We start from the raw sequence: 14,927 nt of genomic DNA, 5'->3' as shown, positions 1-14,927 counted from the left end.
ATACAGAAAATCTTTCCCAAACAAAAAAATTCGGTCATCACCCGCATATTCTATGGTAAAATAAAACGTAAAATTATAGTCAAATCAATTCAATGAAGCTGATTGGCGGAAGGAGTTTTACAGATGGGAAGAGGTTTACACGTAGCTGTTGTCGGAGCGACAGGAGCTGTAGGACAACAAATGCTTAAAACACTTGAAGACAGAAATTTTGAAATGGACACACTTACATTGCTATCTTCAAAACGCTCTGCGGGTACCCAAGTCACATTTAAAGGCCAAGAGCTGACTGTACAGGAAGCTTCTCCTGAAAGCTTTGAAGGGGTAAATATTGCTTTGTTCAGCGCCGGCGGAAGCGTATCACAGGCATTGGCACCCGAAGCTGTAAAACGCGGCGCTATTGTTATAGATAATACAAGTGCGTTCCGTATGGACGAAAATACACCGCTTGTTGTGCCTGAAGTTAACGAGGCAGACTTGCACGAACACAACGGCATTATTGCCAACCCTAACTGCTCTACAATTCAAATGGTGGCTGCGCTGGAACCTATCCGCAAAGCTTACGGCTTAAACAAAGTTATCGTATCAACTTACCAAGCGGTATCAGGAGCGGGAAATGAAGCTGTAAAAGAGCTGTACAGCCAAACAGAGGCGATTTTGAACAACGAAGAAATCAAACCAGAGATTATGCCTGTAAAAGGGGATAAAAAACACTATCAAATCGCTTTCAATGCGATTCCGCAAATTGATAAATTCCAAGATAACGGCTATACGTTTGAGGAAATGAAAATGATAAATGAAACAAAAAAAATCATGCACATGCCTGAGCTTCAAGTAGCGGCTACATGTGTGAGACTTCCGATTGAAACCGGCCATTCAGAGTCCGTTTACATCGAGGTAGACCGAGATGACGCTACTGTGGAAGATATTAAAAATCTATTAAAAGAAGCTCCTGGCATTACACTTCAGGACGACCCGAGCCAGCAGCTTTATCCGATGCCTGCCGATGCAGTCGGCAAAAACGATGTGTTTGTAGGCCGCATCCGCAAAGACTTGGACAGAGCAAACGGTTTTCATTTATGGGTAGTTTCTGATAACCTATTAAAAGGCGCGGCATGGAACTCTGTTCAAATTGCAGAAAGCCTGAAAAAACTAAACCTCGTATAAAAGAAAGAATTTCCCAAAGACGAATAGAAGAGAGTAAGGCGCAAATAGCCTGCTCTCTTCTGTTACGTCCGAATAATTTGGAGTGAAAACAGTGAAGATAATTGTTCAGAAGTTTGGCGGGACATCTGTAAAAGATGACAAAGGCCGTAAACTGGCTTTAGAGCACATTAAAGAAGCAATCAGTGAAGGATATAAGGTTGTCGTTGTCGTTTCCGCGATGGGCCGGAAGGGTGATCCGTACGCAACAGACTCTCTGTTGGGACTGCTTTACGGCGATCAGTCTGCGATTTCCCCGAGAGAGCAGGATCTGCTTTTATCATGCGGAGAGACGATTTCTTCTGTCGTCTTTACGAGCATGCTGCTGGATAACGGTGTAAAAGCATCTGCGCTGACAGGGGCTCAGGCTGGGTTCTTAACGAATGATCAGCATACAAATGCGAAAATCCTTGAAATGAAACCGGAGCGTTTATTCAGTGTGCTTGCGAATCATGACGCAGTAGTCGTCGCAGGATTCCAAGGCGCTACTGAAAAGGGCGATACAACAACGATCGGAAGAGGGGGCAGCGATACGTCTGCAGCTGCACTTGGGGCGGCAATTGACGCTGAATACATCGATATTTTCACAGATGTTGAAGGTGTGATGACTGCTGATCCGAGAGTAGTGGAAAACGCGAAACCGCTTCCTGTGGTAACATATACAGAAATCTGCAACCTCGCGTACCAGGGAGCGAAAGTGATTCATCCGCGAGCTGTGGAGATTGCGATGCAGGCTAAGGTTCCGATTCGCGTCCGCTCAACATATTCCAAAGATAAAGGCACATTGGTGACATCACATCATTCTTCCAATGTCGGCAGTGATGTTTTTGAACGGCTGATTACCGGAATTGCCCATGTCAAAGATGTCACACAGTTCAAAGTGCCTTCAAAAATCGGTCAGTATAACGTTCAGACTGAAGTTTTTAAAGCGATGGCGAGTGCAGGAATCAGCGTTGATTTCTTTAACATTACACCTAGTGAAATCGTTTATACGGTGGCTGGGAACAAGACGGAAACAGCTCAGCGCATCTTAATGGATATGGGTTATGACCCGATGGTGACGAAAAACTGTGCAAAAGTTTCGGCGGTCGGTGCCGGTATCATGGGCGTCCCGGGTGTAACGTCTAAAATTGTGACAGCTCTATCAGAGAAAGAGATTCCTATTCTGCAGTCGGCGGACAGCCACACGACCATCTGGGTGCTTGTCCATGAAGAGGACATGGTTCCTGCTGTAAACGCTTTGCATGAAGTGTTTGAACTTTCTAAGTAAATGTGATTGAATCATGATGAGGTGAAAAAAATGAATTTCGGAAATGTGTCTACAGCTATGATTACACCTTTTGACAATAAAGGGAATGTAGACTTTCAAAAATTGTCTACACTGATTGATTACTTGTTGAAAAACGGAACAGATTCTTTAGTAGTAGCGGGAACAACAGGAGAATCACCAACCCTTTCAACAGAAGAAAAAATAGCGCTATTTGAATATACGGTCAAAGAAGTGAACGGCCGGGTGCCTGTCATTGCGGGTACTGGCAGCAACAATACGAAAGATTCCATTAAGCTGACCAAAAAAGCTGAGGAAGCAGGCGTAGATGCGGTGATGCTTGTTACGCCGTATTATAATAAACCTTCACAAGAAGGAATGTATCAGCATTTTAAAGCTGTTGCTTCTGAAACATCTCTTCCGGTTATGCTGTACAATGTGCCGGGCCGCACCGTTGCTTCTCTTGCTCCTGAGACGACAATCCGGTTGGCGGCAGATATTCCGAATGTTGTTGCGATCAAAGAAGCGAGCGGAGATCTCGAAGCGATTACAAAAATTGTTGCGGAAACGCCTGAAGATTTCTCCGTTTATTCTGGGGATGACGCCTTGACGCTTCCTGTTCTGTCAGTAGGAGGAAGAGGTGTCGTTTCAGTCGCAAGCCATATAGTAGGCTCTGATATGCAGCAAATGATCAAAAATTATACAAATGGGCAAACAGCTAACGCGGCACTGATTCACCAGAAACTGCTGCCGATTATGAAGGAACTGTTTAAAGCGCCTAACCCGGCTCCTGTGAAAACAGCTCTTCAGCTGAAAGGCCTTGATGTCGGTTCAGTGCGTCTTCCTCTCATCCCATTAAACGAAGATGAACGTCTGAGCTTAAGCAGCGCGATCAGCGAACTGTAAGAAAAATTTCATACAGTGAAACAAACGCGGTCATTCTCATTCCACCTGAGTTTGACCGTTTCTTATACATATTGGTTTTCCCTAAACCTTCTGCTTTATCTTGTTTTCTAAATTTACTTTCAGTTATAATAGGAACAAGTGATGATGGACGGGTATGAGACTAGGAGGATATAGATTTTGAAAAAGAAAAATACAGAAAACGTTAGAATTATCGCCCTTGGCGGTGTCGGAGAAATTGGGAAGAACCTTTATGTCATCGAAATTGATTCAGACATATTTGTCGTTGATGCCGGCCTTATGCATCCAGAAAACGAAATGCTCGGTATTGATGTGGTGATTCCTGACATATCATATTTGATTGAACGATCTGACCGCGTTAAGGCTATCTTTTTAACACATGGGCATGATGAGAATATCGGCGGCGTTTTTTACTTATTAAACAAGCTTTCTGTTCCTGTATACGGAACAAAGCTAACGCTTGCACTATTAAGAGAAAAATTAAAACAATACGGACATAACCGAAAAGCTGATTTAAGAGAAATTCACTCAAAATCTGTCATTACATTTGAATCAACAAAGGTATCGTTCTTTAATACGATCCACAGTATCCCTGATTCAGTAGGCGTCAGTTTAAAAACATCACTTGGATCTATTGTATGCACGGGAGACTTCAAATTTGACCAAACACCCGCACTTAATCAATCGTGCGACATTGGCGAGATTGCCAAAATCGGCAACAGCGGCGTACTTGCTCTGCTTTCTGACAGTGCTAATGCAGAACGTCCGGGTTACACCCCTTCGGAGGCTGCTGTCAGCGGAGAGATTTCGGACGCGCTGTACAATTCAGAGAACCGGGTAATCATTGCCGTTTTCGCATCCAATATTAACCGAATTCAGCAAGTCATTCATGCAGCGGCTCAAAATGGCAGAAAGATTGCCATTGCCGGAAAAAACCTTCAATCGATCCTTCAGCTTGCAAGAAAGCTTGGATATATTGAAGCAGATGATGAACTGTTTATTTCAATTCAGGACGTCAAAAAATATCCGAAGCGCGAAGTAGCGATTGTAACTGCCGGCAGCCATGGTGAACCATTGGCAGCTCTGACAAGAATGGCAAACAAAGCTCACAAGCAGCTGAATATCGAAGAAGGGGATACAGTTGTCATTGCATCCACTCCGATCCCTGGGCAGGAACTCATTTATTCTAAAACAGTAGATTTGCTTGCCAGAGCCGGCGCGCAAGTCATTTTTGCCCAAAAGCGTGTGCATGTATCTGGACACGGCTCACAGGAAGAGTTAAAGCTGATGATCAATCTGCTTAAACCAAAATATTTAATTCCTGTAAACGGCGAATACAGAATGCAAAAGGCTCATTCGAAAATCGCTGAAGATATCGGCATGAAGCGCAGTGATATCTTCTTAATTGAAAAAGGAGACGTTGTCGAGTTTCGCGGCCAAAACGTAAAGATCGGTGATAAAGTGCCATACGGCAATATTTTAATCGACGGTTTAGGTGTAGGCGACATCGGAAATATTGTGCTGAGAGACCGCCGCTTACTTTCACAAGACGGCATACTGATTGTTGTCATTACACTTGATAAACAAAAGAAACATCTTGTATCAGGTCCTGAGATTATCACACGCGGTTTTGTTTATGTAAGAGAGTCTGAAGGCCTTATCGTACAGGCTACTGAGCTTGTACGTTCTATCGTGACAGAAGCAACTGAAACATCAAACGTTGAATGGTCAACACTTAAACAGGCAATGCGAGATGCTTTGAACCAATTCCTATATGAAAAAACAAAACGTAAACCGATGATCATCCCAATTATTATGGAAGTCTAATGTAAACGTAAGACCGGACCTGTTCCGGTCTTTATTTTTTTGCCTGTTAAGCCGGGATTGAATTGAAGATCTTTGTTCATAATACAAAGAGAAACTCGGAAAGGGTGAAAGCGAAATGGATCATCGTATGGAAAATACAGAAGAAGAACGTCCCGAAAAAAATGATGCGAAAGACAGCATTATGAATAAAATACAGCAGCTAGGGGAAACGACACTTCCGCAGCTGCCGCAAGATACAAATATCCATTGTCTGACCATTATCGGACAAATAGAAGGCCATGTTCAGCTGCCTCCGCAAAACAAAACAACAAAATATGAACATGTAATCCCGCAAATCGTTGCCATTGAGCAGAATCCAAAAATTGAAGGTTTGCTTATTATATTAAATACAGTCGGCGGAGATGTGGAAGCGGGTCTTGCAATTGCTGAAATGCTCGCATCTTTGTCAAAACCAACCGTCTCCATCGTACTTGGCGGAGGACATTCCATCGGTGTACCAATTGCGGTATCTTGTGATTACAGCTATATCGCTGAAACAGCTACCATGACGATTCATCCCGTTCGTCTGACGGGACTGGTGATCGGCGTGCCTCAAACCTTTGAGTACTTGGATAAGATGCAAGAAAGAGTCGTTAAATTTGTAACAAGCCATTCAAATGTAGATGAAGATAAGTTTAAAGAGCTGATGTTTTCAAAAGGAAACTTAACACGCGATATTGGAACAAATGTCGTCGGCAAGGATGCCGTCGAGTATGGACTGATTGATCACGTCGGCGGAGTCGGACAAGCGATTCATAAATTAAATGAGCTGATCGAGGAAGCGAGAGAAGAAGAAGGACGGATGATTCAATGATTTTGTATACCACGATGCCGCAGGAAATTGTTTTCGCGGAACAGAACCAACAGCCAAGTGCACATGAGCAAATTGAGTATAGAGGTGTTCCGCTTCTTGTCGAGATGAAAGGCAATGAAGCAGAGGTTATTCAAGTCATGAGTACTAATCCTATGCACTTTCTGCATCCGGATATTTCTCCGGGACAAAAGCTAAAATTAAACGTATAAGATTCCGGCCCTTTTTTAAGGGCAAAATATGCTATAATAGGGGAATCCTACAGAAAAACGCAGCCAGTAAACGGCTGCTTTCTTCATTATGTATGAACTTACATTTTTTAACGCAGTAAGGTGATGAGTGTGGCAAAGAAAAAAAGAAAATCGAGAAAAAAACAGGCAAAACAGCTCAACATAAAATTTGAATTAAACGGATTGCTGTGCATTGCTATCTCAATTATCGCCATTTTACAGCTTGGTGTAGTGGGACAAACCTTTATCTACTTGTTCCGTTTTTTCGCTGGTGAGTGGTTTATTTTATGCTTGTTAGGCTTATTCGTTTTAGGGGTTTCACTATTTTGGAAGAAAAAAACGCCGAGTCTTTTAACGAGACGAAAGGCGGGGCTGTACTGCATCATTGCAAGCATATTGCTGCTTTCTCATGTGCAGCTGTTTAAAAATTTGACGAACAGAGGATCTATTGAGTCTGCCAGCGTGATCCGCAATACATGGGAATTATTTTTAATGGACATGAATGGGAGCTCTGCTTCACCTGATTTAGGCGGGGGAATGATAGGGGCGCTTCTGTTTGCGGCTTCACACTTTTTGTTTGCATCAATTGGTTCACAAATTATGGCAATTGTAATGATTTTGATCGGAATGATTCTGGTCACGGGGCGTTCTCTTCAAGAAACGCTGAAAAAGTGGATGAGCCCGATCGGCCGTTTCATCAAAGAACAATGGTTTGCTTTTATTGATGATATGAAATCAGTCAAAACAAATATGAAATCATCGAAAAAAGCGAAAGCCAATACCAGTAAAAAACAAAAGCCGGCGCGCAAAAAACAGCAAATGGAGCCAGAGCCCGCTGCTGAAGAAGAGGAGCAGGAAATGGTATCGCCTCTCATTCATTCAGAGCCGATTATCTCAAGCTTTTCAGACCGGAATGAAACGGAAGAGCCTCCGGCAGCTGCGGTAAAACGAATTGAGCCGGCGACAGAACCGCTTCAGGAAAATCAGTCCGAGGCTGAGCATAATGAAACGGCTGCTGCTCCGCCAATGACCTTTACAGAACTTGAAAATAAAGATTATCAGATGCCGTCATTAGATTTATTAGCTGATCCGAAGCATACCGGCCAGCAGGCTGATAAAAAAAATATTTATGAAAATGCCAGAAAGCTGGAACGCACGTTCCAAAGCTTCGGCGTAAAGGCGAAAGTGACACAGGTTCATCTTGGGCCGGCTGTCACGAAATATGAAGTGTATCCGGATGTCGGAGTGAAGGTAAGCAAAATAGTCAACCTAAGTGACGATTTAGCGCTTGCGTTAGCTGCAAAAGACATCAGGATTGAGGCGCCTATTCCAGGGAAATCTGCCATCGGAATAGAAGTTCCAAACGCGGAAGTGGCTATGGTATCGCTGAAGGAAGTGCTTGAGTCAAAACTTAATGACAGACCTGATGCAAAACTGTTAATCGGACTTGGCCGTAATATTTCGGGTGAAGCTGTGCTTGCTGAATTAAACAAAATGCCTCATTTGCTTGTCGCAGGCGCGACCGGGAGCGGAAAAAGTGTCTGTGTCAACGGCATTATTACAAGTATTCTGATGCGCGCTAAACCGCATGAAGTGAAAATGATGATGATTGACCCAAAAATGGTTGAACTGAATGTGTACAATGGGATTCCGCATTTGCTTGCGCCGGTGGTAACTGATCCGAAAAAAGCATCACAAGCTTTGAAAAAGGTTGTCAATGAAATGGAACGTCGGTACGAATTGTTTTCTCATACAGGAACAAGAAATATTGAAGGGTACAATGATTATATAAAACGCTCCAATAATGAGGGAGAGGCAAAACAGCCAGAGCTGCCGTATATCGTGGTCATTGTGGACGAGCTAGCTGATCTCATGATGGTAGCTTCATCTGATGTAGAAGACTCGATTACGAGATTGTCCCAAATGGCACGGGCTGCCGGCATCCATCTTATTATTGCGACACAGCGTCCGTCAGTTGACGTCATTACAGGGGTCATCAAGGCAAATATTCCGTCACGAATCGCATTCAGTGTCTCTTCACAGACGGACTCAAGGACCATTCTGGATATGGGGGGCGCTGAGAAGCTTTTAGGACGAGGAGATATGCTGTTTTTACCTGTCGGGGCTAATAAACCTGTCCGTGTACAAGGAGCATTTTTGTCAGACGAAGAAGTGGAGCAGGTCGTGGATCATGTCATTACGCAGCAAAAAGCTCAATATCAGGAAGAAATGATTCCTGAGGAAACAACGGAAACCCATACTGAGGTTACCGATGACCTTTATGATGAAGCCGTCGAATTAATCGTCGGCATGCAGACTGCATCCGTATCGATGCTGCAAAGAAGGTTCAGAATCGGGTATACGAGAGCGGCACGCCTGATTGATGCAATGGAAGAACGCGGCGTAGTTGGCCCGTATGAAGGCAGCAAACCAAGGGAAGTCTTAATATCAAAAGAAAAACATGATGAGCTCTCTTCTTAAATGAAGGGAGTTCAGTAACAATAATAACATTATGTAAACTGTACACCTTTTTATTTATTTTTTCGACAAAACATGATATAGTTGTCCCAATTGTTCAATAATTTTTATCGAAAGTGGTTTACGGAGGGGAAACATGTCTACAAAAGCTGATAATCGGCACTTGTATTTAAAAGTGATTGAACGAATAAAAGAGGATATTAAAAATGGAATCTACACTGAGAAAGAAAAGCTCCCTTCTGAATTTGAGCTTTCCAAAAAGCTTGGTGTCAGCCGGGCGACTTTGCGTGAAGCACTGCGGATATTGGAAGAAGAGCATGTGATTATCAGAAGGCATGGTGTAGGAACTTTTGTCCATTCTAAGCCGTTATTTCTTTCGGGCATTGAACAGCTGAACAGTGTAACCAAGATGATTGAACAGGCTAATATGATTCCAGGAACGATTTTTCTTTCATCTCAAGTGCTTATGCCGTCTGATGATGATATCAAGAGATTTCATCTGACATCAGGCCAGGAAGTTTTTTATCTTGAACGTGTCAGAACGGCAAACGGGCAGCCGATTGTGTATTGTATTGACAAAATTCCGATGGATATATTGCCGGATTCTTTTTCTCACCAGCAAGAGTCTATGTTTGACCTGCTTGAGAAAAATTCAGGCTCTGTGATCAGCTACGCTGTAACTGATATTGAGCCGATCGGCTATCATGATACGATTTCTCCAGTGCTGGAATGCGATCCGGAAACAGCTCTTTTGCTGTTAAAACAAACGCATTACGATCAGCATGATAAACCGGTGCTTTATTCATTAAATTATTTCAGAGCCGACAAATTCAGATTCCATGTTTTGCGTAAACGTTTCTAAAACAGACGCCTGTGATGTGTCTGTTTTTTTATTTGCCTGGTTTATGTTTCTTTGTACATACTTTTACTGCGGTTAACGCAAGATATAAAGGATGACAAAGTGAATGGGTGAAAATGTTGAAAGAAAAAATAGGAATGAAAAATATTATTGCTCTGGCTTCCGTACCGCTTGTTATGACATTAGGGAACTCCATGCTGATTCCCGTGCTTCCGATGATGGAGAAAAAGCTGTCGGTCAGTTCATTTCAAGTGTCATTAATTATCACTGTATATTCGGTGGTAGCGATCATTTGCATTCCGATCGCGGGGTACCTGTCGGATAGATTTGGCAGAAAAAAAGTGCTGCTCCCATGCCTTATTATTGCGGGAATAGGGGGAGCTGTGGCTGCTTTTGCTTCGACATATATAGACAATCCTTACGCTATGATCTTGGCCGGACGGGTTCTTCAAGGCATCGGATCAGCGGGTGCAGCTCCCATCGTCATGCCGTTTATCGGCGATCTGTTTAAGGGGGATGATGAAAAGGTCAGTGCCGGTCTTGGCGATATTGAGACCGCTAACACCTCGGGAAAAGTGCTGAGTCCCATTCTGGGCGCCTTACTTGCCTCCTGGTACTGGTTCGTCCCGTTTTGGTTTATTCCGTTTTTCTGTTTGATCAGCTTTTTGCTCGTATTGTTTCTGGTCGAGAAGCCTGAAGAAGATGAGGATGCACCTACAATTTCAGAGTTCCTCAAGAATGTGCGGAAAATCTTTAAACAGGATGGACGCTGGCTCTACACAGTTTTTATTATTGGATGCGTCATTATGTTTTTATTATTTGGCGTATTATTTTACTTATCAGATACGCTAGAGAATAAATATACAATTGACGGAGTGGCCAAAGGCGGGCTGCTGGCGATACCTCTTTTATTCCTGTCCAGCAGTTCTTTTATAGCGGGTAAAAAGATCGGCAAAGATAAGGCAAGAATGAAATTTTGCGTCGTTACAGGGATGATTATGTTAAGCCTGTCTTTTATCGGCTTGTGGTGGAACCACAGTTTTTATTTTTTATTTATCTTTTTGAGTTTTGGGGGAATTGGAATCGGAATGGCGCTTCCTGCTTTAGATGCGCTGATAACAGAAGGGATTGAGAGTGAGGAATGCGGAACTATTTCCTCATTTTATAATAGTATGCGCTTTATTGGAGTAGCTCTCGGGCCGCCTGTGTTTGCGGCATTGATGTCTAATGCAAGCTGGCTTATCTTCATTCTTTCCGCGTTTTGCGGGATTATTTCCTTATTTCTGGCGCTCTTTAATGTAGATGCTAAAAAAAGTGAAGAAGAAAAAAACTTAGGGACGGTTTGACACACCGTCTTTTTTTTGCTGAGAAAAATAGCGAATCTCGGCAGAAAACTTGTGATTAAGAGGCATCAAGCAGGAAGCTCTTTTTTATTTCCAATAGCGGACGAACAATTAATACGTAAGAGGTTATTGTTTCCTTATAAATCCTACAGTTGCTATAATTACATGAAAGAGTGTTTCTGCGAATGCTGAAATTTGGTCATAATACATACTAATAAGAAATGAACGAAGGAGGTTTCACATGTCATATGTCAATGAAGTCAAAACAAAGCACGGCGGTTTAACCGCACATATTGTAGAAACAGAAAAATTTAAAACCGTCTCGCTTATCTTTAAAATGCTGGCGCCCTTAACAAAGGAGCAAGTTACGAAAAGAGCGCTGTTCCCGCATGTGCTGCTTCGAGGAACAGAAAGCCGTCCGAAAACTGCAGAATTGCGTTCTTATCTGGATGAACTGTACGGCACGTCTGTTTCGGCTGATCTCTCGAAAAAAGGTGAACAGCATGTAATTACATTCAGACTTGAAATTCCGAATGAAAAATATTTAAAAGATCAGACGCCGCTCCTTGAAAAAGGTCTGCAGCTTCTCGCAGAAATCGTCTTTTCACCTGCTTTGGAAGCAGGCGTTTTTCAATCGCAATATGTGGATCAAGAAAAACGAACGCTGAAGCAAAGAATTCAAGCAGTTTATGATGATAAAATGCGTTACTCTAATCTAAGGCTTATACAGGAAATGTGTAAAAACGAGCCTTACTCGCTGCACGTCAATGGTGAGATCGACGATGTTGATGCCATTACGGCCGATCAATTATATGAAACATACCGACACGCGATCCAAAAAGACCAGCTTGATTTATATGTCGTCGGCGATGTTGACAGGAAACAAGTGCAAGCTGCTATTGAACAATATTTTCACACAGAGGAACGCACCCTGGAAGCATTTGTAAACAATCATGCTGAACAACCTGAGCCCAAAGAAGTCATTGATGAAGAAGACGTCAAACAAGGCAAGCTGAATATTGGCTATCGGACCAATATTACCTTTACAGATCAGGATTATTCAGCTTTACAAGTTTTTAACGGAATGTTCGGCGGCTTTTCTCATTCCAAGCTTTTCATTAATGTTCGGGAAAAAGCCAGTCTCGCTTATTACGCAGCCTCGCGTATCGATAGCTTTAAAGGTTTATTAATGGTGATGTCAGGAATTGAAGTGAAAAACTACAAACAAGCCGTCTCTATTATTGCCGAGCAATTTCAGGCTATGAAAAACGGGGAGTTCAGTGAGCAAGACATCTCACAGACGAAAGCCATGATTCGGAATCAGGTGCTGGAAACAATTGATACTGCGTACGGTTTATCTGAATTTCTATATCAGCAGGCCGCTGCCCAAGTCGATATTCCGATCGAAGATTTCCTTGCCAATATTGAGCGGGTGACAAAAGAGGATATCATTAAAGTCGGCGAAAAGATTCAGCTTGATACGACTTATTTCTTAAAAGGGACGGAGGGTGCATCTTGATAAAACCAATCGAATTTGAACAGCTTCAGGAGACGCTGTATCATGAAAAAATGTCAAACGGCCTGGACGTATACGTTTTGCCGAAAAAAGGCTTCAACAAGACGTATGCGGTATTCACAACAAAGTACGGGTCTATAGATAATCAGTTTGTCCCTCTTGGGAGAGACGAGATGGTTCAAGTTCCGGACGGGATTGCCCATTTTCTTGAACATAAGTTGTTTGAAAAAGCTGATGGAGATGTTTTTCAAGATTTCAGTAAACAGGGCGCCTCTGCCAATGCGTTCACGTCATTTACAAGAACGGCATATCTTTTCTCAAGCACGTCAAATGTGGAACGGAATTTGGAGACACTGATTGATTTTGTGCAGGACCCTTATTTTACAGAAAAGACGGTGGAAAAGGAAAAAGGGATTATCGGCCAGGAAATTAACATGTATGATGATAACCCTGACTGGAGGCTTTACTTCGGGGTGATTGAAAACATGTACAAAGATCATCCTGTCAAAATAGACATAGCCGGGACGGTAGAAAGTATATCTCATATCACAAAGGACCTTCTTTACGAATGCTATGAGACGTTTTATCATCCAAGCAACATGCTTCTCTTTATAGTCGGCCCTGTTGATCCTGAAGCGATCATTTCTCAGGTAAGAGAAAATCAGGAAAGAAAACCGTATACAGATCAGCCGGAAATTAAACGGGAAGAAGTAAAAGAGCAAGAAGCTGTTTTCCGGAAAGAAAAAGAAATTAAAATGAATGTTCAGGGACCGAAATGTCTCGTCGGACTGAAATCAAAGCATCCGTATAAATTAGGGAAAGAGCTGCTCAAGCATGAACTTACAATGAACCTATTGCTTGAATCTTTGTTCGGCAAAAGCTCTGCCCAATATGAGTCCCTTTATGAAAAAGGGTATATAGATGAAACGTTCAGCTTTGATTTTACGGCTGAATATGGGTTCGGTTTTGCGGCCATTGGCGGAGACACGCCTGAACCGGATAAATTGGCTGAAGACATTTCAGGCAAGCTGCTTCGTGCCGGTGAAATCATCACCGCTGAGAAGATTGAACTTGCCAGAAAGAAAAAAATCGGGTCATTTTTAAAGGCATTAAACTCACCTGAATACATCGCTAACCAATTCACTCGCTATGCATTTTTGGAGATGAGCCTGTTTGATATCGTAACTGTTCTCGAGCAGATCACCCTTGAGGATGTGCAGCAAATCATACAAGAGGAAATTGCTGAGGACAGACTGACTGTCTGCAAAGTGGTTCCTAAATCTTAACATGCATCCCTCCAAGTGAGGGGTGTTTTTCTGCGGAAAGAAGGAAAGAGGATGAAAAAAACAGCATTAGTCACCGGGGCGAGCGGCGGTATCGGCAAAAGCATAAGTGAATCGCTTGCAGCAGAGGGGTATGATCTGCTTTTGCACTACAATCAGAATGAAAGCGCGGCTGCAGAGCTTGCTGAAAAACTGAAACGGTCATTTGGCATATATGCTGATATTTTGCAAGGAGATCTCTCCACTCCCACTGGCGCTGATGAACTAACAAAATCAATTGTTCAGCCGGTTGATGCGATCGTTTTAAACAGCGGCAGAAGCCATTTTGGACTGATTACTGATGTAGATAATGCTACGGTACAGGAAATGGTTCAGCTGCATGTGGCAAGTCCTTACATGCTGACGAGAAACCTTCTTCCAGGCATGATCCGTAACAAATCGGGAGCGATCGTGGCAGTCAGCTCTATTTGGGGAGAGACTGGCGCATCGTGTGAGGTGCTGTACAGCATGGCAAAGGGAGCGCAGCACTCGTTTGTAAAAGGACTGGCTAAGGAGCTGGCCCCAAGCGGTATCAGGGTCAACGCAGTAGCGCCGGGTGCTGTAGATACAAGCATGATGAATCAATTCAATCCGGATGAATTAGAAGAGATCGCTGATGAAATCCCGATCGGCAGGCTTGCACAGCCGAAAGAAGTTGCCGAGGCGGCAGCATTTCTCCTGTCTGAAAAAGCTTCCTATATTACTGGACAGATTCTGTCAGTTAACGGCGGCTGGCACTGCTGAAGCAAAATAAAATGTGTATAGTTTCTTTTAAGAAGGACAAAATAATTTTGTAACTTCACATGAAATGGAGGAAACTCACATGTCAGTATTAGAAAACTGGGATAACTGGAAGAATTTCCTTGGTGATCGTTTAAACTATGCGCAAGAAAAAGGCATGAGTCAGGACACCATCACTGACCTTGCTACAGAAATCGGCGGTTACCTGGCTAATGAAGTGGATTCTAAGAACGAGCAGGAAAAAGTGCTGGCAGATCTTTGGAGCGTAGCATCTAAAGAAGAACAGCACGCCATTGCCAATATGATGGTTAAGCTTGTTGAAAATAACAGCACTCATTAAGAAGAGAGGAGATTCTTCCTCTCTTTTTTA

General features: G+C 42.9%; 13 protein-coding genes. All 13 read left to right on the top strand.

The window, feature by feature from the left end:
- The first annotated feature begins 123 nt into the window (after positions 1-123).
- The 13 genes from asd to ACQVGS_RS13090 all read left to right on the top strand — a co-directional run bounded on the left by asd (position 124) and on the right by ACQVGS_RS13090 (position 14,897).
- Positions 124-1,164: an aspartate-semialdehyde dehydrogenase gene (asd, locus tag ACQVGS_RS13150; RefSeq protein WP_024121440.1), complete on the top strand. Its 1,041-nt coding sequence runs from the start codon at positions 124-126 to the stop codon at positions 1,162-1,164.
- Between the two features lie 91 nt (positions 1,165-1,255).
- On the top strand, positions 1,256-2,470 hold the full coding sequence (dapG, locus tag ACQVGS_RS13145) for an aspartate kinase (RefSeq protein ID WP_024121441.1): 1,215 nt from the start codon (positions 1,256-1,258) through the stop codon (positions 2,468-2,470).
- Between the two features lie 30 nt (positions 2,471-2,500).
- Positions 2,501-3,373 carry a 4-hydroxy-tetrahydrodipicolinate synthase gene (dapA, locus tag ACQVGS_RS13140; RefSeq protein ID WP_024121442.1) on the top strand — a complete coding sequence of 291 codons (873 nt, stop codon included), beginning with the start codon at positions 2,501-2,503 and terminating at the stop codon, positions 3,371-3,373.
- 177 nt (positions 3,374-3,550) lie between these two features.
- Positions 3,551-5,218 (top strand): ribonuclease J2, encoded by a 1,668-nt coding sequence (rnjB, locus tag ACQVGS_RS13135; RefSeq protein ID WP_101861229.1) that lies wholly within the window; start codon positions 3,551-3,553, stop codon positions 5,216-5,218.
- 115 nt (positions 5,219-5,333) lie between these two features.
- Positions 5,334-6,071, top strand: coding sequence for a translocation-enhancing protein TepA (gene tepA / locus ACQVGS_RS13130; RefSeq protein ID WP_024121443.1), 738 nt, complete (start codon positions 5,334-5,336; stop codon positions 6,069-6,071).
- Positions 6,068-6,280 (top strand): YlzJ-like family protein, encoded by a 213-nt coding sequence (locus tag ACQVGS_RS13125; protein ID WP_024121444.1) that lies wholly within the window; start codon positions 6,068-6,070, stop codon positions 6,278-6,280. Before tepA ends, ACQVGS_RS13125 begins: the two co-directional genes overlap by 4 nt.
- A 129-nt stretch (positions 6,281-6,409) precedes the next feature.
- Positions 6,410-8,779 (top strand): FtsK/SpoIIIE family DNA translocase, encoded by a 2,370-nt coding sequence (locus ACQVGS_RS13120; protein WP_400152205.1) that lies wholly within the window; start codon positions 6,410-6,412, stop codon positions 8,777-8,779.
- Between the two features lie 133 nt (positions 8,780-8,912).
- Positions 8,913-9,638 carry a GntR family transcriptional regulator gene (locus tag ACQVGS_RS13115; RefSeq protein WP_059292764.1) on the top strand — a complete coding sequence of 242 codons (726 nt, stop codon included), beginning with the start codon at positions 8,913-8,915 and terminating at the stop codon, positions 9,636-9,638.
- A gap of 134 nt (positions 9,639-9,772) precedes the next feature.
- A complete protein-coding gene (gene bcbE / locus ACQVGS_RS13110; protein WP_240671156.1) occupies positions 9,773-10,981 on the top strand; it encodes a bacillibactin exporter BcbE in 1,209 nt (402 codons plus the stop codon).
- Between the two features lie 238 nt (positions 10,982-11,219).
- Positions 11,220-12,497, top strand: coding sequence for an EF-P 5-aminopentanol modification-associated protein YfmF (gene yfmF / locus ACQVGS_RS13105; protein WP_127695209.1), 1,278 nt, complete (start codon positions 11,220-11,222; stop codon positions 12,495-12,497).
- Positions 12,494-13,780 (top strand): EF-P 5-aminopentanol modification-associated protein YfmH, encoded by a 1,287-nt coding sequence (yfmH, locus tag ACQVGS_RS13100; RefSeq protein ID WP_188323741.1) that lies wholly within the window; start codon positions 12,494-12,496, stop codon positions 13,778-13,780. The genes yfmF and yfmH overlap by 4 nt, the downstream gene beginning before the upstream one ends.
- 51 nt (positions 13,781-13,831) lie before the next feature.
- Positions 13,832-14,560 (top strand): elongation factor P 5-aminopentanone reductase, encoded by a 729-nt coding sequence (ymfI, locus tag ACQVGS_RS13095; protein ID WP_188323742.1) that lies wholly within the window; start codon positions 13,832-13,834, stop codon positions 14,558-14,560.
- A 79-nt stretch (positions 14,561-14,639) separates the two neighbouring features.
- Complete coding sequence (locus tag ACQVGS_RS13090) at positions 14,640-14,897, top strand: DUF3243 domain-containing protein (protein ID WP_024121451.1); 258 nt, start codon at positions 14,640-14,642, stop codon at positions 14,895-14,897.
- The last annotated feature ends 30 nt before the right edge of the window (positions 14,898-14,927 follow it).

The sequence above is a fragment of the Bacillus sp. SD127 genome, assembly GCF_058566445.1.
Note: the sequence above shows the minus strand (reverse complement) of the source record. Positions and strands in the feature narration are given on the sequence as shown.